At 74.0% G+C, this 21219-nt stretch carries 22 protein-coding genes; all 22 read left to right on the top strand.

All coding sequences use genetic code 11. The features are described from left to right. Positions 1-169 precede the first annotated feature (169 nt). The 22 genes from HLB15_RS04295 to pcaG all read left to right on the top strand — a co-directional run bounded on the left by HLB15_RS04295 (position 170) and on the right by pcaG (position 21068). Entirely contained in the window at positions 170-1021 is an 852-nt protein-coding gene (locus tag HLB15_RS04295; protein ID WP_171104098.1) for an HpcH/HpaI aldolase/citrate lyase family protein, read from the top strand. Between the two features lie 82 nt (positions 1022-1103). Next, a complete protein-coding gene (gene xerD / locus HLB15_RS04290) occupies positions 1104-2066 on the top strand; it encodes a site-specific tyrosine recombinase XerD (protein ID WP_373291127.1) in 963 nt (320 codons plus the stop codon). 96 nt (positions 2067-2162) lie between these two features. After that, complete coding sequence (locus HLB15_RS04285; RefSeq protein ID WP_171104094.1) at positions 2163-3056, top strand: ParA family protein; 894 nt, start codon at positions 2163-2165, stop codon at positions 3054-3056. Continuing rightward, entirely contained in the window at positions 3040-4098 is a 1059-nt protein-coding gene (locus tag HLB15_RS04280) for a segregation and condensation protein A (protein WP_171104026.1), read from the top strand. The genes HLB15_RS04285 and HLB15_RS04280 overlap by 17 nt, the downstream gene beginning before the upstream one ends. Continuing rightward, complete coding sequence (gene scpB, locus HLB15_RS04275; protein ID WP_171104024.1) at positions 4095-4778, top strand: SMC-Scp complex subunit ScpB; 684 nt, start codon at positions 4095-4097, stop codon at positions 4776-4778. Before HLB15_RS04280 ends, scpB begins: the two co-directional genes overlap by 4 nt. Positions 4779-4780: 2 nt before the next feature. Next, positions 4781-5746: a pseudouridine synthase gene (locus HLB15_RS04270; RefSeq protein WP_212759487.1), complete on the top strand. Its 966-nt coding sequence runs from the start codon at positions 4781-4783 to the stop codon at positions 5744-5746. Between the two features lie 82 nt (positions 5747-5828). After that, positions 5829-6554 (top strand): (d)CMP kinase, encoded by a 726-nt coding sequence (cmk, locus tag HLB15_RS04265; protein WP_229785703.1) that lies wholly within the window; start codon positions 5829-5831, stop codon positions 6552-6554. Then, the gene (locus HLB15_RS04260) at positions 6551-6706 is read left to right on the top strand and encodes a hypothetical protein (RefSeq protein ID WP_212759486.1); all 156 of its coding nucleotides are present in this window, start codon (positions 6551-6553) and stop codon (positions 6704-6706) included. Before cmk ends, HLB15_RS04260 begins: the two co-directional genes overlap by 4 nt. An 84-nt stretch (positions 6707-6790) precedes the next feature. Beyond that, positions 6791-8347 (top strand): ribosome biogenesis GTPase Der, encoded by a 1557-nt coding sequence (der, locus tag HLB15_RS04255; RefSeq protein WP_171104022.1) that lies wholly within the window; start codon positions 6791-6793, stop codon positions 8345-8347. Between the two features lie 90 nt (positions 8348-8437). Next, positions 8438-9496, top strand: a complete 1059-nt coding sequence (lgt, locus tag HLB15_RS04250) for a prolipoprotein diacylglyceryl transferase (RefSeq protein WP_229785702.1) — start codon at positions 8438-8440, stop codon at positions 9494-9496. Positions 9497-10219: 723 nt separating this feature from the next. Next, positions 10220-11209, top strand: a complete 990-nt coding sequence (locus HLB15_RS04245) for an ABC transporter substrate-binding protein (RefSeq protein WP_171104020.1) — start codon at positions 10220-10222, stop codon at positions 11207-11209. 240 nt (positions 11210-11449) lie between these two features. Continuing rightward, positions 11450-12424 carry an ABC transporter substrate-binding protein gene (locus HLB15_RS04240; RefSeq protein WP_229785701.1) on the top strand — a complete coding sequence of 325 codons (975 nt, stop codon included), beginning with the start codon at positions 11450-11452 and terminating at the stop codon, positions 12422-12424. Next, positions 12421-13221 carry an ABC transporter permease gene (locus tag HLB15_RS04235; RefSeq protein WP_171104018.1) on the top strand — a complete coding sequence of 267 codons (801 nt, stop codon included), beginning with the start codon at positions 12421-12423 and terminating at the stop codon, positions 13219-13221. Before HLB15_RS04240 ends, HLB15_RS04235 begins: the two co-directional genes overlap by 4 nt. Next, a complete protein-coding gene (locus HLB15_RS04230; RefSeq protein WP_171104016.1) occupies positions 13218-14021 on the top strand; it encodes an ABC transporter permease in 804 nt (267 codons plus the stop codon). The genes HLB15_RS04235 and HLB15_RS04230 overlap by 4 nt, the downstream gene beginning before the upstream one ends. Before the next feature lies 1 nt (position 14022). Then, a complete protein-coding gene (locus tag HLB15_RS04225; protein ID WP_171104013.1) occupies positions 14023-14913 on the top strand; it encodes an ABC transporter ATP-binding protein in 891 nt (296 codons plus the stop codon). A 27-nt stretch (positions 14914-14940) separates the two neighbouring features. Beyond that, complete coding sequence (locus HLB15_RS04220) at positions 14941-15747, top strand: IclR family transcriptional regulator domain-containing protein (RefSeq protein ID WP_171104011.1); 807 nt, start codon at positions 14941-14943, stop codon at positions 15745-15747. Next, entirely contained in the window at positions 15747-16985 is a 1239-nt protein-coding gene (locus HLB15_RS04215; protein ID WP_171104009.1) for a thiolase family protein, read from the top strand. Before HLB15_RS04220 ends, HLB15_RS04215 begins: the two co-directional genes overlap by 1 nt. After that, positions 16982-17674, top strand: coding sequence for a 3-oxoacid CoA-transferase subunit A (locus tag HLB15_RS04210; RefSeq protein WP_171104007.1), 693 nt, complete (start codon positions 16982-16984; stop codon positions 17672-17674). Before HLB15_RS04215 ends, HLB15_RS04210 begins: the two co-directional genes overlap by 4 nt. Beyond that, positions 17671-18339 carry a 3-oxoacid CoA-transferase subunit B gene (locus HLB15_RS04205; RefSeq protein WP_171104005.1) on the top strand — a complete coding sequence of 223 codons (669 nt, stop codon included), beginning with the start codon at positions 17671-17673 and terminating at the stop codon, positions 18337-18339. The genes HLB15_RS04210 and HLB15_RS04205 overlap by 4 nt, the downstream gene beginning before the upstream one ends. After that, positions 18336-19595: a 4-hydroxybenzoate 3-monooxygenase gene (locus HLB15_RS04200; protein WP_229785700.1), complete on the top strand. Its 1260-nt coding sequence runs from the start codon at positions 18336-18338 to the stop codon at positions 19593-19595. The genes HLB15_RS04205 and HLB15_RS04200 overlap by 4 nt, the downstream gene beginning before the upstream one ends. Then, entirely contained in the window at positions 19592-20461 is an 870-nt protein-coding gene (gene pcaH, locus HLB15_RS04195) for a protocatechuate 3,4-dioxygenase subunit beta (protein WP_171104004.1), read from the top strand. The genes HLB15_RS04200 and pcaH overlap by 4 nt, the downstream gene beginning before the upstream one ends. Beyond that, on the top strand, positions 20454-21068 hold the full coding sequence (gene pcaG, locus HLB15_RS04190; protein WP_171104002.1) for a protocatechuate 3,4-dioxygenase subunit alpha: 615 nt from the start codon (positions 20454-20456) through the stop codon (positions 21066-21068). The genes pcaH and pcaG overlap by 8 nt, the downstream gene beginning before the upstream one ends. Positions 21069-21219: the final 151 nt, after the last annotated feature.

The following is a 21219-nucleotide window of genomic DNA, read 5'->3' as shown; positions in this document are numbered from 1 at the left end:
TCACCGCCGGGCCAGCGCCCGGCATAGCCACGGTCATGATTCGGCCTGTCCCCGCGGCGCCGCCTAGGCTTGGCGTGTGACCGAGATCTCCACCGACCGAAGCGCCGACCAGCCCGGCAGCTATTCCGCGGGCCTGCCTGCCGCGTCCACCGTCACCCCCGAGAGCGACCTGGCCGCGCGCCGGGCCGCGCGGGAGAAGTCGCGGGTCGCGCCCGACTACGCACGCGCCTGGCTCCTGCTCTCCGCGATGCGGACCGAGCTGTTCGACAAGGCGCAGCTCTCGCGCGCCGACCAGGTGATCCTCGACTGCGAGGACGCGATCGACGACTCCCTCAAGGACGAGGCGCGCGAGAACGTCATCCGGTGGATCAAGGCCGGCGGCAGCGCCTGGGTGCGCATCAACGACCGCACCGCGCCCGCCTGGGCCGACGACGTCGCGTACCTGCGGGGGCTCGACGGGCTCAACGGCGTCATGCTCGCCAAGACCGAGAGCGCGGACGACGTCATCGACACCGCGCAGCGTCTCGGCGGCGACGTGCCGGTCATCCCGCTCGTGGAGTCGGCGCTCGGCATCGAGGAGGCGGTGCGCATCGCCAAGGCGCGCGGCGCGTTCCGCCTCGCGTTCGGCTCGGGCGACTACCGGCGCGACACGGGCGCCGCGAACGAGCCCATGGCCATGGCCTACCCGCGGACCCGGCTCGTGCTCGCCAGCCGCATCGGCGGGCTGCCCGGCCCGGTCGACGGCCCGACGGTCGGTTCGTCGCACGCGCTGCTGCGCGAGCAGTCGGCGGACGCCGTGAACCTCGGCATGACCGGCAAGCTGTGCCTCGACTTCGACCAGTCGAGCGTCATCAACGAGTCGTTCGCGCCCAGCCCGTCCGACGTGGCGTGGGCGGTCGACTTCTTCGCCGAGTTCGAGGCGGCGGGCTCGGTCATCCGCGACGGCAGCGACAAGCCGCGCCTCGCGCGTGCCCAGGTGATCCGGTCGCGCGCGGAGCTGTTCGGCATCAACCCGGCCTGAGCGAGACCTGACCCGGCATCCGCCTGCGCACCCTCCGGCGTGGCCTGCCGTCCCGGCGGGCCACGCTCGGCATGATGGGGCGGTGCCCACCGCCACCGCCCACCCGTCGTCGTCCCGCCAGGCCGCAGGCGCGGCGCTGGACGGCGCCCTGCGGGACTACCTCGCGCACCTGAGCGTCGAGCGGGGCCTCTCGGCCAACACGGTCGCCGCCTACCGTCGTGACCTCGCGCGGTACGTGGCCTTCGTCGACGCGGCCGGCCGCGTCCGGCTCGACTCCGTCACCGAGGCGGACGTGACGGCCTTCGTCGAGGCCGTGCGGCAGGGGTCCGACGGGGGGCGCCCGCTCTCGCCGTCGTCCACCGCGCGCGCCCTGGCGGCCGTGCGGGGCTGGCACCGGTTCGCGCAGGCCGAGGGCCTGGCGCGCGACGACCCGTCCGCCGAGGTGCGCGCGCCCACCCAGCTGCGCCGCCTGCCGCACGCCCTGTCCGTCGACGACGTCGCCGCCCTGCTCGACGCCGCGGGCACGGGAGACGGTCCGCTGCCGCTGCGCGACCGCGCGCTGCTCGAGCTGCTCTACGCCACGGGTGCGCGCATCTCGGAGATCGTGGGCCTCGACGTCGACGGCGTCGCGGACGCCGCCGTCGTGCGGCTGCTCGGCAAGGGCTCCAAGGAGCGGGTGGTGCCGGTCGGCTCGTTCGCGCGCGACGCGCTGCAGGCCTATCTCGTGCGCGCCCGCCCCGCGCTCGCGGCAGCGGGCCGCGGCACGGCGGCGCTGTTCCTCAACACCCGCGGCGCCCGCATGTCCCGGCAGACCGCGTGGGCCGCGCTGCAGTCCGCCGCGGCGCGCGCCGGGCTGACCGAGCACGTCTCGCCGCACACCCTGCGGCACTCGTTCGCCACGCACCTGCTGTCCGGCGGCGCGGACGTGCGCGTGGTCCAGGAGCTGCTCGGGCACGCGTCGGTCACGACGACGCAGATCTACACGATGGTCACGCCCGACGCCCTGCGCGAGGTCTACGCGGCCGCCCACCCCCGTGCCCGCTGAAGGACGCCACGCCGGGGCTTGACCCCGGTCGTGCCCACACTCTGGTATAGCGTGGCGGGCGTGAGCGAGGCAGCCAGCGAGGAGGGAGCGAGCGCGATGACCGACATGCTTCTCGGCAAGACCGTCGTCGGCGACTCCGACTCCCGGACCGTGCGCGACGTGGTCGGGCGGGTCATGCCCGACCTCCCGGAACCGGCGCCCCTGACGAGCCACGGGCCGGCCCGCATCATCGCGATGTGCAACCAGAAGGGCGGGGTCGGCAAGACGACCACCACCATCAACCTCGGCGCGTGCCTCGCCGAGTACGGACGCAAGGTGCTGCTGGTCGACTTCGACCCGCAGGGCGCCGCGTCCGTCGGCATCGGCGTGAACCCCCACGAGCTCGACCTCACGGTCTACAACCTGCTCATGGAGCGGGGCGTGGACATCCAGGACGTGCTGATCCCGTCCGGCATCGAGAACCTCGACGTGCTGCCCGCCAACATCGACCTGTCCGCCGCAGAGGTGCAGCTCGTGGGCGAGGTCGCCCGGGAGTCCGTGCTGGCCCGCGCGCTGCGTCCGGTGATGGACGACTACGACGTGATCCTCATCGACTGCCAGCCGAGCCTCGGCCTGCTCACGGTCAACGCCCTGACCGCCGCGCACGGCGTGCTCATCCCGCTGGAGTGCGAGTTCTTCGCGCTGCGCGGCGTCGCGCTGCTGGTGGAGACCATCGAGAAGGTGCGCGACCGGCTCAACCCGGCCCTCGAGATCGACGGTATCCTCCCCACCATGTACGACTCGCGCACCCTCCACTCCCGGGAGGTCGTGGCCCGGGTGCACGAGGCCTTCGGCGACACCCTGCTGCACTCGGTCATCGGCCGCACCGTGAAGTTCCCCGACGCCACCGTCGCGGCGGAGCCGATCACGGCGTACGCGCCGGGGCACCCGGGCGCCGCCGCGTACCGTCAGCTCGCCCGGGAGCTCGTGGCCCGTGGCGACGCTGCCTGAGGCGCCGCCGGAGGCGGAGGCGCCCGACAGCTCGGCGCCGGACACAGCCGTGACGGCCCCCGAGCCCGACGCCCCCGACGAGCGCCGCGCCTCCCGCACCTTCCAGGTCCGCCTGCACAACTTCGAGGGCCCGTTCGACCTGCTGCTCTCGCTCATCGCGAAGCACAAGATGGACGTCACCGAGGTGGCGCTCGCCGTCGTGACGGACGAGTTCGTCGCGCACATCCGCGAGGCCGAGCGTGCGTCACGGGAGGCCGCGGAGCGCGGCGAGGTGCACGAGTCGTGGGACCTGGGCGTGGCGAGCGAGTTCCTCGTCATCGCCGCGACGCTGCTCGACCTCAAGGCGGCGCGCCTGCTGCCGGGCGTGATCGACGAGGACACGGAGGACCTGGAGCTGCTGGAGGCCCGGGACCTCCTGTTCGCACGCCTGCTGCAGTACCGGGCGTACAAGGAGATCTCGAAGTTCGTGGCCGAGCGGCTCGCGGCGGGCGGACGACGCGTGCCGCGCCTGGCGCCGCTCGAGCCGCACCTCGCCGAGCTGCTGCCCGAGCTGGTCTGGGACACGCCGCCGGAACGCCTGGCGGACCTCGCCGCGAAGGTGCTGGCGCCCAAGCCGCCGCCCGTGGTCGGGCTGTCGCACCTGCACGGCTCCGCGGTCAGCGTGCGCGACGAGGCGGGCGTGCTCGTGCGGCGGCTGCGCACCGAGCGCTCGGTGACGTTCCGCTCGCTCACGTCGGGCACGGAGCGGCTCGTGACCGTCGCGCGGTTCCTCGCGCTGCTCGAGCTGTTCCGCGACGCGCTGGTCGCGTTCGAGCAGGTCACGCCGCTGGGTGAGCTCACAGTGCGGTGGACGGCGGGACCGGAGGACGGCGAGAGGTACCTCGGCCCGGGCGCCGGCCCGAGCGAGTTCGACGAGGAGAGCGGACCGGTCGCCGCCGACGGCGTTGCGCCCGACCCGGGCGGGATCGGGCACGACGGGACCGGGCACGACGGGACCGGGCAGGACGTGACGGAGCAGGCTGGGACGGAGGCGAGCACATGACGGTCGAGGAGCAGGCGCCGCAGGCCGTGGCGGACGGCGCCCCCGCGGAGGCGGACGCGCAGGGACGCACGGCTGCCGAGCAGCCGCTCGTCGACGTGCACACGCTGCCCGGCGGCGCGCACGCGGCGGTCGAGGCGGTGCTCATGGTCGCGGACGCGCCCATCCCCGCCGAGCGCATCGCCGCGGCGCTCGAGCTGACGCGGGACGAGACGGACGACATCCTGCACGAGCTCGCCGACGAGTACGCCGGCCACCTCGGCGGGCGGCCGCGCGGGTTCGAGCTGCGCCGCACGGCCGAGGGCTGGCGCATCTACTCGTCGACGGCGCACGCCGACCCGGTCGGGCGCTTCGTGCTCGACGGCCAGTCGGCCAAGCTCAGCCAGGCGGCGCTGGAGACCCTCGCCGTGATCGCGTATCGTCAGCCGGTCACCCGCGGCCAGGTCAGCGCCGTGCGTGGCGTGAACGTGGACGGCGTGGTGCGGACGCTCCTGACCCGCGGGCTGATCGCCGAGATCGGCCAGGACCCGAGCTCGGGTGCCGTCCTGTTCGGAACCACGGGATACTTCCTGGAGCGGATGGACCTCTCGTCGCTCGACGAGCTGCCTCCGCTCGCTCCCCACCTGCCCGACCTCGAGACGATCGAGGAACTCGACGGGCTGGACTCGACACCGAGAGACTGAACATGAGCAACGAACGCCGCGGCGGGAGCCGCCGCGACCAGCAGGGCAACCAGCACGGCAGCCAGCGCGGCAACCAGCAGGGCAGGCCGCAGGGCGGCAAGCCCGGCAGGCAGGGCGGCAAGCCGCAGGGCGGCAAGCCGGGCCGCCCGGCGGGTGCCCGTGGGGGCGCTGCCCGCACCCCCGCGAACGACCGCCGCCGGCGACCGGCCCGCCCGGCCGAGCCCCCGGTGGACGTGCACGTCGAGGGCGGCGTCCGGCTCCAGAAGGTGCTCGCCCAGGCAGGGCTCGGCTCGCGTCGCGCGTGCGAGGAGCTCATCGCGACGGGGCACGTCGAGGTCGACGGCCAGATCGTCACGGAGCTCGGGGTCCGGGTCGACCCGGCGACCGCCGTCGTGCACGTGGACGGGCTGCGCATCCAGCTCGACCAGGAGAAGGTGACGCTCGCGCTGAACAAGCCGCTCGGCGTCGTCTCGACCATGGACGACCCGAAGGGCCGGCCGACCGTCGCCGACCTCGTGCGCAACCGGGACGAGCGGCTGTTCCACGTGGGCCGTCTCGACGCGGACAGCGAGGGCCTGCTCCTGCTGACCAACGACGGCGAGCTCGCCAACCGGCTCTCGCACCCCCGCTACGGCATCGCCAAGACGTACCTGGTGACCGTCGAGGGCGAGGTGTTCCCGCGCATCTGCAAGCAGCTCGTGCGGGGCGTCGAGCTCGAGGACGGCGTCGCGAAGATGGACTCGGTGCACGTGGTGCAGCAGATCGACGACCTGGCGATGCTGGAGGTCGTGCTGCACGAGGGCCGCAACCGCATCGTGCGGCGCATGTTCGAGGCCGTCGGGCACCCGGTGACGCGCCTGGTGCGCACGCGGATCGGCCCCATCCCGCTGGGCGACCTCAAGCCCGGCCGCACGCGCGTGCTCGGCCGCACCGAGCTCGGCACGCTGATGAGCGCCGTCGACCTGTAACCTTCCCGGCTGGGCCGTACGGCCCGTACGGCCCGGCCAGGGCCACCACCCCACGACCTGCAGCACGGAAGCGAGCGAACCTGTGACCACCCCCGTAGTGATCGCCATCGACGGGCCGTCGGGCTCCGGCAAGTCCAGCGTCTCCAAGGCGGTCGCCGCGCGGCTCGGGCTGGCGTACCTCGACACGGGCGCGATGTACCGGGCGGCGACGGTGTGGGTCATGGAGACGGCGGACCTCGAGGACCCGACGTCCGTCGCCACGGCCGTGCGCGCGATGCCGCTGGTCATGGGCGTGGACCCGGCGGCGCCCGGTGTCGAGCTGGACGGGCGCGACGTCGCGACGACGATCCGCGGCACCGAGGTGACGACGAACGTCTCGAAGGTCGCCTCCAACCTCGAGGTGCGCGCGGAGCTCAAGCGGCGGCAGCGGGAGATCATCGACCAGGAGTCGAGCCCGACGGAGGCCGTGCTGTCCGGTGGCCGCGGGATCGTCGCCGAGGGGCGCGACATCACCACCGTCGTGGCGCCCGACGCCGACGTCCGCGTGCTGCTCACCGCGTCGGAGGAGGCGCGGCTGCGCCGCCGGTCGCTGGAGGTGCACGGCGCCGCCGACGCGTCCGCGGTCGACGCGACGCGCGACCAGGTGCTGCGGCGCGACCGGGACGACGCGAAGGTGACGTCGTTCCACACGGCCGCCGACGGCGTGGTCACGGTCGACTCCAGCGACCTCGACTTCGAGCAGACGGTCCAGGCCGTGCTCACCGTCGTCGCGCAGCAGACCGGGCGAGAGGTCGCGCCCTCGGCGTGAGCACGGCCCGGGCCGGGCCGATCGCCGCCGGGCTGTGCTTCCCTGAGGCCGCGGTCCGCAAGCACGCCGGGAACATCTTCGCCACGCTGCCGCTCGGCCCGGCGTCGGACCGGCGCGTCTCGGCCGTGCTCGCCTCCCTGCGCGACGAGTGACGTCGCGGCGGGCTCGGTGGAGCGCGACGCAGGTCATACGGCCACGGTTCGGCCTGGGCGCGCCGGGCCTGCGACAATGGGGGCATGACCCACGACCCCTCCGCATCGGAGGCTGCTGCGCGCCCCGCCGCGGCCCGAGAAGATGCCGCACCCGAGGTCGAGCCCGCGCTCGACGCCGTGGACCTCGACGAGGCCCTGAACGAGACCGAGGACGACCTCGCGCGCGAGCGTGCGCTGCGCGCCGGGCTGGAGGAGTTCGAGCTCGACGAGACGGACCAGGAGCTCCTCGAGGGGGAGTGGTCCGACGAGGAGGCCGAGGCCGAGCCGGTGCTGCCCGTGCTCGCGATCATCGGCCGGCCCAATGTCGGCAAGTCCACCCTCGTCAACCGCATCCTGGGCCGCCGCGAGGCCGTCGTGGAGGACAAGCCCGGCGTCACGCGCGACCGGGTGTCCTACCCGGCCGAGTGGGCGGGCCACCGGTTCCTGCTCGTGGACACGGGCGGCTGGGAGGTCGACGTCGCGGGCATCGAGTCGAAGGTCGCCGAGCAGGCAGAGGTCGCGATCTCGCTCGCCGACGCCGTGGTCTTCGTGGTCGACGCGGCCGTCGGCGCCACCGCGACGGACGAGCGCGTCGTCGAGCTGCTGCGCCGCTCCGGCAAGCCGGTCGTGCTCGCCGCCAACAAGGTCGACGGCGCGTCCGGCGAGGCCGACGCCGCCTACCTGTGGAGCCTCGGGCTGGGGGAGCCGTACCCGGTGTCGGCGCTGCACGGCCGCGGCACGGGCGACCTGCTCGACGCCGCGGTCGAGGCGCTGCCCGAGGAGTCCGCCCACGGCGCGCAGCGGCCGTCCGGCCCGCGCCGCGTCGCGCTCGTCGGCCGGCCGAACGTCGGCAAGTCGTCGCTGCTCAACAAGATCGCCGGCAGCGAGCGCGTCGTCGTCGACGACGTCGCGGGCACCACGCGGGACCCCGTCGACGAGCTGATCGAGCTGCGCGGCGTGCCGTACTGGTTCGTGGACACCGCGGGCATTCGGCGGCGCGTGCACCAGACGCGCGGCGCCGACTTCTACGCGTCGCTGCGCACCGCCGCCGCCATCGAGAAGGCGGAGGTCGGCGTCGTGCTCGTCGACGCCTCCAACCCGCTGACCGAGCAGGACATCCGCGTGATCCAGCAGGTCGTGGACGCGGGCCGCGCGCTCGTCATCGCGTACAACAAGTGGGACCTCATGGACGAGGACCGTCGCCCCTATCTCGAGCGCGAGATCGAGAAGGAGCTCGTGCAGATCCAGTGGGCGCCGCGCGTCAACCTGTCCGCGCGGACCGGCTGGCACGCCGAGCGCCTCGTGCCCGCGATCGAGCGGTCGCTGGCGTCGTGGGACCGGCGCGTGCCGACGGGCAAGCTCAACGGGTTCCTCGGCGAGCTCGTCGCGGCCCACCCGCACCCGCTGCGGGGCGGCAAGCAGCCGCGCATCCTGTTCGCGACGCAGGCCTCGACCCGCCCGCCGCGGTTCGTCATCTTCGCCACCGGGTTCCTGGAGGCGGGGTACCGGCGGTTCATCGAGCGCCGGCTGCGCGAGACGTTCGGGTTCGAGGGCACGCCCATCGAGATCTCCGTGCGGGTGCGGGAGAAGCGGCGCCGCTGAGGCGTGGGGTCGTCGACCGGGTCCGGACCGTCGCCGGACCGTGACCCGGCCGATGCCCGCCGGGCGGGCTGATCGCGGTACCTTCGGTTCGTGATCCCGGCCAGCATCCCGAGCCCCGACCCGGTGTGGTCCCAGTTCTCCCTGGGCCCGCTCACCATCCACACCTACGCCCTGTGCCTGCTGGCCGGCATCGCCGCCGCCGCGTACGTCACCGACCGGCGCCTGCGCGCCCGCGGCGCGGCACCGGGCCTGGCCCTCGACGTGACGATGTGGGCGGTGCCGATCGGCATCGTCGGCGCCCGCATCTACCACGTGCTCACGCACCTGAGCGACTTCACCGGCCCGGGCGTGGACCCGTGGGCCTGGGTGCGGATCTGGGAGGGCGGCAACGCCCTGTTCGGCTCGCTGCTCGGCGGTGCCGTCGGCGTCTGGATCGGGTGCCGTCAGTCCGGCCTGCGGTTCTGGTCGTTCGCCGACGCGCTGGCCCCCGGCCTGCTTCTCGCCCAGGCGATCGGCCGCCTCGGCAACTACGTCAACCAGGAGCTCTTCGGCCTGCCGACGACGCTGCCCTGGGGCCTCGAGATCCGCCCCGACGCCCCGATGTTCCCCGCCGGCACCCCCGAGGGCACGCTGTTCCACCCGCTGTTCCTGTACGAGATGATCTGGAACCTGGTCGGCGTGGCGCTGCTGCTCACGATCGAGCGCCGGGTGACCCGCCGTGCCGAGGCGCTCGCGACGCCGGGTCCCGGCCTGCGCTGGGGCCGCCTGTTCGGCCTCTACCTCGTCTGGTACGGGCTGGGCCGGAGCTGGCTCGAGGCGATCCGCATCGACCCGACGAGCGACGCACCCCTCGGCGTGCCGGCCAACATCTGGACCTCCGGCATCGCGATCCTGCTCGGCATCGCGATCGTCGTGCTGCAGGGCCGCAGGCACCCCGAGGCCGAGGAGTCGGTCTACGTGCCGGGGCGCGAGCCCGCGGAGGAGGTGGCGGACGGCGACGATGGCGCTGGGGCGGAGTCGACCGATGCTGCTGGGTCGGAGTCGGCTGACGGCGCTGGGTCGGAGTCGACCGTTGACGCGGGCTCGGAGCCGACCGCCGGTGCGAACCCGTCCGACGTCGACTCAGCCGACTCGGCCACCGGCCGGTAACCACCCGCACCCCCCGGCCGACTGCAGACTTCGTCGCACCGGCCGCTGCCCCCTCGGCCGAGTGCAGAGTTTGTGCTCGCCGACACCGCTGTCCCCCCGGACAAACTCTGCACTCGGCGGACGGCGCTCGGTGTCCGGTGTCCGGTGTCCGGCATGCCGCGTCCGGCGGGTGGTGACCGGTGCTCGGTGACCGGCGCCGCCAGCGACCGTCCCCTCGACCGAGTGCAGAGTTTGTGCTCGGGGATGCTGCCGCCGGGCGTACGAACTCTGCACTCTGCGGACGGCCGGTCGGCGGGCTCGGTGGAGCGCAGCGAGCCGGGGGCGATGCCCGGGCGAACCGACGACGGCCGCCGTGCCGCCGCGCTGCCCGCGCAGCCGTGCCGCTGCGCCGTCGTCCTGCCGCGCCTTCGCGCCGTCGTCGATCGTCTTCCACCCCGACGTCGATCGGCTTTCGGGGCCGTCAAAGACGATCGGCGTCGGGTTCGAAACTGATCGATCAGCGGCGCCCGCCCCGCCCGCCCCGGCCCGGTGAGGCACGGACCACAGCGACCGATACCGTTTTTCGCGCTCATTCGAGCGGGCGACGTGCAGTTTTGACCCATTCGTGACTCTTGTGGTGTTGACCACCCTGCCAAGGTTGGGCAGCGTTCTCTGTCGGCACGTGTGCCGGGCCGCTCCATCGCCGGTGTGCCGCACCCCCAGGCAAGTTCGAAGGAGAACCCAGTGCGTCGAAAGATCCCGCTCATCCTGACCGCTGCGCTCGCGTCAGTGCTCCTCGTGGCATGTGCGAGCGCCTCGGGCGCGGCCCCGGAGGGCTCGGCGTCCGCGACCGGCGGCCGGCAGGCGGTCACCGTCGGTGTCATCCCCATCGTGGACGTCGCCCCGATCTACCTCGGCGTGCAGGAGGGGATCTTCGCCAAGCACGGTCTCGACGTCACGCTCGAGCCGGCGCAGGGCGGCGCCGCGATCGTGCCCGCCGTGGTGGCCGGGGAGTACCAGTTCGGGTTCAGCAACGTGACGTCCCTGCTGCTGGCCTCCGCCGCGGGCGAGCCGCTCAAGGCGGTCGCGCCGGGCAACTTCACGACGGGGCAGGACGGCGTGGACTTCAGCGCGGTGGTGGCGCCCGCCGACTCCGACATCGCCACCGCGGCCGACCTGGCCGGCCGCACGGTCGCGGTGAACTCGCTCAACAACATCGGCGACACGACGGTGCGCAACGTCGTGGACGAGTCGGGCGGCGACCCGGCGGGCGTCGACTTCGTCGAGATGCCGTTCCCGGAGATGCTGCCGGCGCTGAGCGCGGGCGACATCGACGCCGCCTGGGTGGTCGAGCCGTTCCTGACCACGGCCGTGCAGCAGGGGGCGAAGGTCATCAGCTCGAACTTCGCCCAGACGGACCACGACCTGCTGGTCGCGGCCTACTTCACGTCCGACCAGCTCATCGAGTCCGACCCGGAGACCGTCGCGGCGTTCACGGCCGCGATCAAGGAGTCGCTCGTCTACGCGCAGGAGCACCCCGAGGAGACGCGGGCGGTCCTGGACACCTACACCGAGATCGACCCCGTCGTGAAGTCGGTGATGGTGATGCCGCGGTTCGCTGCCGACATCGAGCCCACCTACCTCCAGGTGCTGGCCGACCTCGGCCTCAAGTACGGCGTGTTCGACAAGCCGGTCGACGTGAACAAGCTCCTCGTGCAGGAGCCCGCGCAGTAGCGCACGCCTGGTCCGCTTGCGCCGCCCGCGTCCCGACGCGCGGGCGGCGCAGGCCTGTGACCTGCGGCTTCGTTCCCTCCGGCGGCGGGATGTGGTGACCGGATCGTGACCGGGCGGGGTGTTGACCCCGCCGGGCGATCCTGGGAGTGTTCTCTGTGAGCACGGGCGTTCGGAAGGCGTACACCGGCCCGGTGGCGCGCCGACTCTCATCGCATCCATCCGTTTCGAAGGAGAACCACAGTGCGTCGCACGTTCCCTCTCGCGGTGGTGGCCTCGGCCGCAGCCCTCGTCCTGACCGCCTGTGGCGGTACCGCCGACGCCGGAGGCGAGGGGGACGCCCCGGCCGACGGCGAGCTCACGCCGGTCACGGTCGGCGTCATCCCGATCGTCGACGTCGCCCCGATCTACCTCGGTGTCCAGGAGGGCTTCTTCGAGGAGCAGGGCCTCGACGTCACCCTCGAGCTCGCGCAGGGCGGAGCCGCGATCGTGCCCGCCGTCGTGAGCGGCGAGTACCAGTTCGGGTTCAGCAACGTCACCTCCCTGCTGGCCGCGTCGTCGCAGGGCCTGCCGCTGAAGGCGGTCGCTGCGGGCAACTTCACCACCGGCACGCCCGGCGAGGACTTCGGCGCCGTGGTCGTGCCCGAGGGCTCCGACATCAAGGACGCCGCCGACCTGGCCGGCCACACCGTCGCCGTCAACACGCTCAACAACATCGGCGACACCACGATCCGCAAGGTCGTCGGCGACGCGGGCGGCGAGGCGGGCGACGTCGAGTTCGTCGAGATGGGCTTCCCGGACATGCCGGCCGCGCTCGCGAGCGAGCAGGTCGACGCCGCCTGGGTCGTCGAGCCGCATTTGACCACCGCGCTGCAGCAGGGTGCCGAGGTCGTCGCGTCCAACTTCGCCGAGACCGACCCCGACCTCATGATCGCGGCGTACTTCACGTCCGAGCAGACCATCGCGGAGGACCCGGAGACCGTCGAGGCGTTCACCGCCGCGATGGAGGAGTCGCTCACCTACGCCGAGGAGAACCCGGACGAGACGCGTGCCGTCCTGGACACCTACACCGAGATCGACCCCGAGGTGAAGGAGGCCATGGTCATGCCCCGGTTCTCCGCCGAGCTGACGGACGCCTCGTTCCAGCTCCTGGCCGACCTCGGCGAGGAGGACGGCCTGTTCGACGAGCCCGTCGACGTGAGCAAGCTCCTGCCGTGACCCGCACGCACCGGCCTGCCGGTCGCCGCACCCCCGCCCGGGCCCTCGGCCTGGCGGGGGTGGCGGCGCTCCTGGTCGTGCTCGAGCTCGCACCGCGGCTCGGCCTGGTCGACGACCGGTTCCTGCCGCCGACCTCCCGGATCGCGGTGGCGCTCGCCCAGCGCCTCGGCACGCCGGACTTCTGGGTCGCGCTGGGCCAGACGCTGACCACGTGGGGCACCGGCCTGGCGATCTCCCTGGTCGCGGGCGTCGTGCTCGGTGTCGTCATCGGGTCGGTGCCCGTGCTGCGGGCCGTCACCGCCTCGACCATCGAGTTCCTGCGGCCGGTGCCGTCCGTCGCGCTCATCCCCGTGGCCGTGCTGCTGTACAGCACGGGGATGGCCGGCACGCTCATCCTCGTCGTGTACGCGAGCTTCTGGCAGGTGCTCGTGCAGGTCCTGGCGGGCGTGCGCGACGTCGACCCCGTCGCCGCCGACACCGCACGCTCCTACCGGTTCTCGGCGCTGACCCGGATCCGCACCGTCGTGTGGCCGACGACGCTGCCGTACGCGATGACGGGTCTGCGGCTGGCCGCGAGCGTCGCCCTCATCCTCACGGTCACCGGGGAGCTCCTCATCGGCACGCCCGGCATCGGCAAGGCGCTCGGCATCGCGCAGTCGTCGGGCGCCGTCGACTCCATGTACGCGTACGTCGTCGTCGCCGGGCTGCTCGGCGTCGTCGTCAACGTGCTCGCCCGGGCCCTGGAGCACCGGGTGCTCTTCTGGCACCCGTCCGTGCGCGGGGAGGTGGCGGCATGAGCACGCTGCGTCGCGTCGCCCGGTCGGTGCTGCTGACCCTCGGGCTGCCCGTGGCCATCCTCACCGTGTGGTGGGTCGCGAGCGCGGGCAGCACGTCGTTCTACAGCCCGCCGCTGGCCGAGATCGTCGGCACGTCCCGCGAGACCTGGTTCTCGGCGCCGCTCGCGGAGAGCCGGCTGGCCGTCGACGTCGTGCCGTCGGTGCTGCGGCTGCTGGCTGGGTACGCCGTCGCGCTCGTCGTCGGCGTCGCGCTCGGCGTCGCCGTCGGCTCCTCGCGGGCGCTGCGGGCCTTCCTCGAGCCTGTGCTCGAGTTCTTCCGCGCCATCCCGCCGCCGGTCCTCGTGCCCGTGCTCATGCTGTTCTTCGGCATCGGCGACACGATGAAGATCGTCGTGATCGCCATCGGGTGCGTGTGGCCCGTGCTGCTCAACACGGTCGAGGGCGTGCGCGGCCTCGACCCCGTGCTGCGCGACACCGCCCGGGCCTACCGGCTGGGCCGCGTGGCCACGCTGCGCCACCTCGTGCTGCGCGGCGCGAGCCCGCAGATCGTCACGGGCGCGCGGCAGGCCCTGTCGATCGGCATCATCCTCATGGTCATCAGCGAGATGTTCGCCGCCAAGGACGGGCTCGGCTTCTCGATCGTCCAGTTCCAGCGCAGCTTCGCGATCCCGGAGATGTGGAGCGGGGTCCTCCTGCTCGGCGTCGTGGGCGTGCTGCTGTCCCTCGTCTTCCGCGCCGTGACGGACGCGGTCCTGCGCTGGTACCTCGGGTACCGGCAGTCCCAGCACGGAGGTGCCTGACATGACCAGCCCCGCGGACGTGGCCCCGGACCACGACGTCGTCGACCACCCGGGCGGCGCGAGCCTCGAGGTGCGCCACCTGCGCAAGGTCTACGCCGGCCGCGGCGAGCCCGTCGAGGCCGTCGCCGACCTGACCTTCGAGGTCCGGCCCGGCGAGCTCGTCTGCGTCGTCGGCCCCTCGGGTGCGGGCAAGACGACGCTGCTGCGCTGCCTGGCCGGCCTCCTGCCCGCCACGTCGGGCGAGCTCGCGCTCGGCGGCTCGCCCATCACCGGCCCGCCGCCCGGCATGGCCGTGGTGCTGCAGGAGTACGGGCGCTCGCTGTTCCCGTGGATGAGCGTGGCGCAGAACGTCGAGCTGCCCCTCAAGGAGAAGGGCGTCGCGAAGGCGCGCCGGGCCGAGCTCGTGGCCGAGACGCTCGCGGCGGTCGGGCTGGCCGACGTCGCGCGCTCCTACCCGTGGCAGCTCTCCGGCGGCATGCAGCAGCGCGTCGCGATCGCGCGCGCCGTCGCCTACGAGCCGCAGGTGCTGCTCATGGACGAGCCGTTCGCCGCGGTCGACGCACAGACCCGGTTCGAGCTCGAGGACCTGGTGCGCACGCTGTGGAAGCGGCTCGGGATCACCGTCGTCTTCGTCACGCACGACATCGACGAGGCGATCTACCTCGGCGAGCGGGTGCTGGTGCTGTCGGCGCGCCCCACGGTCGTGCTGGAGGACGTCGAGGTCGGCCTCGGTGCCGACCGCGACCAGCTCGAGACCCGCGGGGACGCGGAGTTCGCGCGCCTGCGCACGCACGTCTACGAGCTCGTCCAGCAGGCCAAGCAGGGCGTCCGTAGCCTGGCGGACGCGCACCTGACCCATCCGGCGGACGCACCGCCGCCGCCCGGGGCGTGAACCGTGCTGCGAACCGAGGGGGACGAGATGGTGAGGGACGAGACGGCCGGCGACGACGCCGCGCGGTCGCCGGAGTTCGTGCAGTCGCTCGAGCGGGGGCTGGCGGTGATCCGGGCGTTCGACCAGGAGCACCGGTCGCTCACGCTGAGCGACGTCGCGCGGGAGACCGGGCTGAGCCGGGCGTCGGCGCGCCGGTTCCTGCACACGCTCGTCGAGCTCGGGTACGTCGCCACCGACGGGCGGGAGTTCACGCTGCGCCCGGCGATCCTCGACCTCGGCTACGCCTACCTGTCGAGCCTGACCCTGCCGGAGATCGCGCTGCCGCACCTGCAGGAGCTGTCCCAGCGGGTGGGGGAGTCGTCGTCGGTCGCCGTGCTCGACGGCGCGGACATCGTCTACGTGGCCCGCGTCGCCACCCACCGGATCATGAACGCGGCGATCCAGGTGGGCACGCGGTTCCCCGCGTACGCGACGTCGATGGGCCGGGCCGTGCTCGCGCACGCGGAGCCTGCCGTCGTGGACGACTACCTCGCCGAGACGACGCTCGCGGCGCTGACGCCGCGCACGGTCACCGCGCCGGACCGGCTGCGCGCCGTGCTGGGACAGGTCCGCGAGCAGGGCTGGGCCCTGGTGGACCAGGAGCTCGAGGAGGGGCTGCGCTCGGTGGCGGCCCCGCTGCGGGACGGCGCGGGCCGCGTGGTGGCGGCCGTGAACGTCTCGGCGCCGGTCCGGCGGGGCTCCGTCCCCGAGATCCTGGAGCACCTGCTGCCGCCGCTGCTGGAGGCCGCGCGGGCCATCGAGGCCGACGTGGCCCGGATGAGAGGAACGATCTGATGGCTGTGCCGACGCAGGACGCCTACGTGCTCGACGCGGTCCGGACGCCGTTCGGCCGCTACGGCGGGGCGCTGTCCCACGTGCGGCCCGACGACCTGGCCGCCTTCGTGGTGGGCGAGGCCGTGCGGCGCGCGCCGGACCTGGACCCCGCGCTGGTGGACGACGTGATCCTCGGCAACGCGAACGGCGCCGGGGAGGACAACCGCGACGTCGCCCGCATGGCCGTGCTGCTCGCCGACCTGCCGATCACCGTGCCCGGCGTGACCGTCAACCGCCTCTGCGGCTCGTCCCTCGAGGCCGCCGTGCAGGCCGCGCGCGCGATCGAGGCGGGCGACGCCGACGTCGTCGTCGCGGGCGGCGTCGAGTCCATGAGCCGCGCGCCGTACGTGCTGCCCAAGTCCGAGAAGCCGTTCCCCGCGGGGGACCTGACCCTCTCCTCGACCACGCTCGGCTGGCGCATGGTCAACCCGCGCATGCGCGCGGAGTGGACCGTCTCGCTCGGCGAGGCCACCGAGCGCCTGCGCGAGCGGCACGGCATCACGCGCGAGCGGCAGGACGAGTACGCCCTGCGCAGCCACACGCTGGCCCACGCGGCCTGGGAGGCCGGGCACTACGACGACCTCGTGACGCCGTACCCCGCCGCGGGCAGGCACCCGGTGCTGACCCGCGACGAGCCGATCCGGCCGGACACCTCGCTGGAGCGGCTCGCCACGCTCGCGCCCGCGTTCCGGCCGGCGGGCGACGGTCCGGGCACCGGCACCGTGACGGCGGGCAGCTCCTCGCCGCTGACCGACGGCGCCTCCGCCGCGCTCATCGGCTCCGAGCGCGCCGTCGCGCTCACGGGCCTGCAGCCGCTCGCGCGGATCGCGGGCCGCGCGACCGTCGCGAACGAGCCGCAGTACTTCGGGTACGCCCCCGTCGAGGCCGTCGAGCGCGCCCTGGACCGGTCCGGCATCGGCTGGGCCGACGTCGCCGCCGTCGAGATCAACGAGGCGTTCGCCGCGCAGACCCTCGCGTGCACCGACGCGTGGGACGTGGACCCGGAGATCGTCAACGCGTGGGGCGGCGCCATCGCGCTCGGCCACCCGCTCGGCGCCTCGGGCACGCGCGTGCTCGGTACGCTCGCGCGCCGCCTGGCCGCACAGGGCGCCCGCTGGGGCGTGGCCGCGATCTGCATCGGCGTGGGGCAGGGCATGGCCGTGGTGCTCGAGAACGTGTCGGGCGGGAGCCCGGCATGAGCGCGACGGTCCTGGCCCCCGACGCGCTCGCCGCGCTCGGGGACGTCGCCGACGGCGCGACCGTGATGATCGGCGGGTTCGGCCCCGCGGGTCAGCCGACCGAGCTCGTCGAGGCGCTGCTGGCCCAGGGCGCCACGGGGCTGACCGTGGTGAGCAACAACGCGGGCAACGGCGACGACCCGCTCGCGCGGCTCATCCGCGACGGGCGCGTGGCGAAGATGGTGTGCTCGTTCCCGCGGCAGGTCGACTCGTGGCACTTCGACGCCGCCTACCGGTCGGGTGCGGTCGAGCTCGAGCTCGTGCCGCAGGGCAACCTCGCCGAGCGCATCCGGGCCGCCGGCGCGGGCATCGGTGCGTTCTACACGCCGACCGGCTACGGCACGCCGCTCGCCGACGGCAAGGAGACCCGCCGCATCGACGGCGTCGACCACGTGCTCGAGCACCCCATCCACGCCGACCTGGCCCTCGTGCGCGCCGACCGGGCCGACCGCGCGGGCAACCTCGTCTACCGCAAGACCGCGCGCAACTTCGGCCCCGTCATGGCGACGGCGGCCCGGCGCACCGTCGTGCAGGTGCGCGAGGTCGTGCCGGCGGGCGCCCTCGACCCCGAGGCCGTCGTGACGCCGGGGATCTACGTGGACGCCGTCGTCGCGACGGGCACGCACGCCGGGGGAGAGGCGAGCGCATGACCCACCTGGAGCACGCCCCGCGCACCGACACGCCCCTGACCAAGGCCCAGATCGCCGCCCGCGTCGCCGCGGACATCGCGCCCGGCTCGTACGTGAACCTCGGCATCGGGCTGCCCACGCTCGTGGCCGACCACCTCGACCCCGGCAGCGGCGTCACCCTGCACACCGAGAACGGCATGCTCGGCATGGGCCCCGCGCCGGAGCCCGACGCCGCCGACCCGGACCTCGTCAACGCGGGCAAGACGCCGGTCACCGAGCTGCCGGGCGCCGCGTACTTCCACCAGGCCGACTCGTTCGCCATGATGCGCGGCGGCCACATCGACGTGTGCGTGCTCGGCGCGTTCCAGGTCTCCGTGACCGGCGACCTCGCCAACTGGTCGACGGGCGAGCCCGGCGCGGTGCCCGCCGTCGGCGGCGCCATGGACCTCGCCGTCGGCGCCCGGCGCACCGTCGTGACCATGACCCTGCTCACCAAGGACGGCGCCCCCAAGCTCGTGGAGCGCTGCACGCTGCCGCTCACCGGCGTCGCCTGCGTCTCGCGCGTCTACACCGACCTCGCGGTGCTCGACGTCGGGCCGGACGGCGCGCGCGTCGTCGAGACGTTCGGCACCACGCACGGCGAGCTGGAGACCCTGCTCGGCCTGACTCTCGGAAGGACCTCGTGACCGCCCCGACCTCCGCAGCACCCGTGCCCGAGCGCACGCCCGTCGCCGTCGTGGGTGGCGGGCCCGCCGGGCTGCTGCTCTCCCACCTGCTGCACACGTCGGGGATCGAGCACGTGGTGCTGGAGGCCCGCACGCGCGAGGAGATCGAGAACACCCACCGCGCCGGGATCCTCGAGGCGTCGTCGGTGCAGGTGCTCGTCGACCACGGCCTGGACCGGGTGCTGCGCGAGGGCGACCGGCACGACGGCATCGTGCTGCGCTTCGACGGCGCCGACCACCGCGTCGACCTCACCGGGCTGACCGGCCGCAGCGTGTGGCTCTACCCGCAGACCGCCGTCTTCACCGACCTCGCCACCCGGCGCGCGGCCGACGGCGGCGACGTGCGCTGGGGCGCCACCGTCACCCGCGTGCTCGACGCGGACGGCGACCGCCCCGGCGTGCTGTGGACCGACGCCGAGGGGACCGGGCACGAGCTGCGCTGCGACGTGCTGGTCGGCGCCGACGGCTCGCGCTCGACCCTGCGGCACACCCTGCCCGAGGCGCAGCGCCGCACGTACGCGCACGAGTACCCGTACGCGTGGTTCGGCGTGATCGTCGAGGCGCCACGCAGCGCGCCCGAGCTGGTCTACACGACCTCGGAGCACGGGTTCGCGCTGATCAGCCAGCGCACCGACACCCACCAGCGGATGTACTTCCAGTGCGACCCCGACGAGGACCCGGAGGGCTGGAGCGAGGACCGGATCTGGGCCGAGCTGCAGCGCCGTGTCGCCGGGCCCGACGGCTTCCGGCTCGTCGAGGGCCCCGTGCGCGAGCGGTCCGTGCTGCGCTTCCGGTCCTCGGTGGTCGAGCCCGTGCGGCACGGCCGCATGCTGCTCGCCGGCGACGCCGCCCACACCGTGCCGCCCACGGGCGCCAAGGGGCTCAACCTGGCGCTCGCGGACGTGGTGGTGCTGCACGACGTGCTGGAGACGTGGTTCGCGACGCGCGACGACGCGGTGCTCGACGCGTACGGGCACCGCGTGGCGGAGCGCGTGTGGCGGGCGCAGCACTTCTCGGCGTGGATGAGCACGATGCTGCACTCCCACCCGGGCGAGACGGGGTTCGCGGCACGGCGGCGTCTGGCCGAGCTGCGCACGCTCGTGGCCTCGGAGGCGGGGCGGCGGTTCCTCGCCGAGGGGTACACGGGCTGGGGACCGGTGCTGGGCACGGGTCCGGGAGCGATGTCGGCAGCGATGCCGGGAGGGGAAGGACGATGACGGTGCAGGACGCCGGGCAGGACACCGGGCAGGACACCGGGGACCCCGCGGCGGGCGAGGTCTCGGGCACGGGTCCGGCCACGGTGCTGGACGCCGCGGCGGAGTCGCAGGCGCAGCTCAGCGCCGAGATCGAGGCGGGTCACGCCGCGTACGCGGCCGGCCGGGAGCGGGGCGAGCCGGAGGAGCACGGCCCGCGCAAGAACTGGCCGCCGTACCGCAGCTCGCTGCTGCGCCATCCGACCAAGGATCTGCACCACGCCGACCCGGAGACCATCGAGCTGTACGCGCCGGTGTTCGGCGAGCGGGACATCGGCCCGCTCGAGGCCGACCTCACGGTGCAGCGCGGCGGGGAGCCGATCGGGGAGCGGATCGTGGTGCGCGGGCGCGTCGTCGACGGGGAGGGACGGCCCGTGCGGCGCCAGCTCGTCGAGGTGTGGCAGGCCAACGCCGCGGGCCGGTACGTGCACAAGCGCGACCAGCACCCGGCGCCGATCGACCCGAACTTCACGGGCATCGGCCGCATGCTCACCGACGACGACGGCTGGTACCGGTTCCAGACCATCAAGCCCGGCCCGTACCCGTGGAAGAACCACTTCAACGCGTGGCGGCCCGCCCACATCCACTTCTCGCTGTTCGGCCGCGAGATCACGCAGCGCATCGTCACGCAGATGTACTTCCCGGGCGACCCGCTGTTCGCGCTGGACCCGATCTACCAGTCGATCCAGGACCCGCGCGCCCGCGAGCGCCTGGTGGCGACCTACGACCACGACCTGTCGGAGCACGAGTGGGCCACGGGGTACCGGTGGGACATCGTGCTGACGGGGTCGCACCGCACGTGGACGGAGCCGGAGGACGGCGATGAGTGAGGTCCTGCCCGTGAGCCTGCCCCCGACGCCCGGGCAGACCGTGGGCCCGTTCTTCGGGTACGCGCTGCCGTACGCGCGCGGCAACGAGCTGGTGGAGCCGGGTACGCCGGGCGCGGTGCGCCTGCACGGCACGGTGCGCGACGGCGCGGGCAACCCCGTGCCGGACGCGCTGCTGGAGATCTGGCAGGCCGACCCGGCGGGCCGGGTGCCCGCACGCAGCGGGTCGCTGCTGCGGGACGGCACGTTCGCCGGGTGGGGCCGGGCCGAGACCGACCGCGAGGGCGGGTTCTGGTTCCGTACGCTGCTGCCGGGCGCGACCGAGGCGGGTCGCGCGCCGTTCTTCCACGTGACGCTGTTCGCGCGCGGGCTGCAGGACCGTCTGTTCACGCGCGCGTACCTGCCGGCGTCGGACGGCGCGGGCCGTGCCGCTCTCGACGCCGACCCGCTGCTCGCCTCGCTGGACCCGCGGCGACGCGCGACGCTGGTCACCGAGCGCGAGCCGGACGGCTCGCTGCGCTGGGACGTCCGGCTGCAGGGGGAAGGGGAGACGGTGTTCCTCACCTATGACGCGGGGCCGCACGCGGGCAGGGACGGCGTCGGTGCGTGACGTCGGGCTGCTGTTCCCCGGCGCGGCGGGCGACGACGTGACCGACGACGTCGCGGTGCTGCGGGCGCTGCTGCGGGCGGAGGTGGCGTGGGTGCGGGCGCAGGCGACGGCCGGGCTGGTGCCGGGCCCGGTCGCGGACGCGGTCGCGGCG

Origin of the sequence: Promicromonospora citrea (genome assembly GCF_013004695.1) — a bacterium.
GTDB lineage: Bacteria > Actinomycetota > Actinomycetes > Actinomycetales > Cellulomonadaceae > Promicromonospora > Promicromonospora citrea.
This window is presented reverse-complemented; position numbering and strand designations above follow the sequence as displayed.

Bases quoted from the DNA above. Each gene is read 5' to 3' on its own strand.
- HLB15_RS04285 (WP_171104094.1), top strand. From the start codon at position 2,163: ATGACCGACATGCTTCTCGGCAAGACCGTCGTCGGCGACTCCGACTCC.
- scpB (WP_171104024.1), top strand. From the start codon at position 4,095: ATGACGGTCGAGGAGCAGGCGCCGCAGGCCGTGGCGGACGGCGCCCCC.
- HLB15_RS04270 (WP_212759487.1), top strand. From the start codon at position 4,781: ATGAGCAACGAACGCCGCGGCGGGAGCCGCCGCGACCAGCAGGGCAAC.
- der (WP_171104022.1), top strand. From the start codon at position 6,791: ATGACCCACGACCCCTCCGCATCGGAGGCTGCTGCGCGCCCCGCCGCG.
- HLB15_RS04230 (WP_171104016.1), top strand. From the start codon at position 13,218: ATGAGCACGCTGCGTCGCGTCGCCCGGTCGGTGCTGCTGACCCTCGGG.
- HLB15_RS04225 (WP_171104013.1), top strand. From the start codon at position 14,023: ATGACCAGCCCCGCGGACGTGGCCCCGGACCACGACGTCGTCGACCAC.
- HLB15_RS04220 (WP_171104011.1), top strand. From the start codon at position 14,941: ATGGTGAGGGACGAGACGGCCGGCGACGACGCCGCGCGGTCGCCGGAG.
- HLB15_RS04215 (WP_171104009.1), top strand. From the start codon at position 15,747: ATGGCTGTGCCGACGCAGGACGCCTACGTGCTCGACGCGGTCCGGACG.
- HLB15_RS04210 (WP_171104007.1), top strand. From the start codon at position 16,982: ATGAGCGCGACGGTCCTGGCCCCCGACGCGCTCGCCGCGCTCGGGGAC.
- HLB15_RS04205 (WP_171104005.1), top strand. From the start codon at position 17,671: ATGACCCACCTGGAGCACGCCCCGCGCACCGACACGCCCCTGACCAAG.
- pcaH (WP_171104004.1), top strand. From the start codon at position 19,592: ATGACGGTGCAGGACGCCGGGCAGGACACCGGGCAGGACACCGGGGAC.
- pcaG (WP_171104002.1), top strand. From the start codon at position 20,454: ATGAGTGAGGTCCTGCCCGTGAGCCTGCCCCCGACGCCCGGGCAGACC.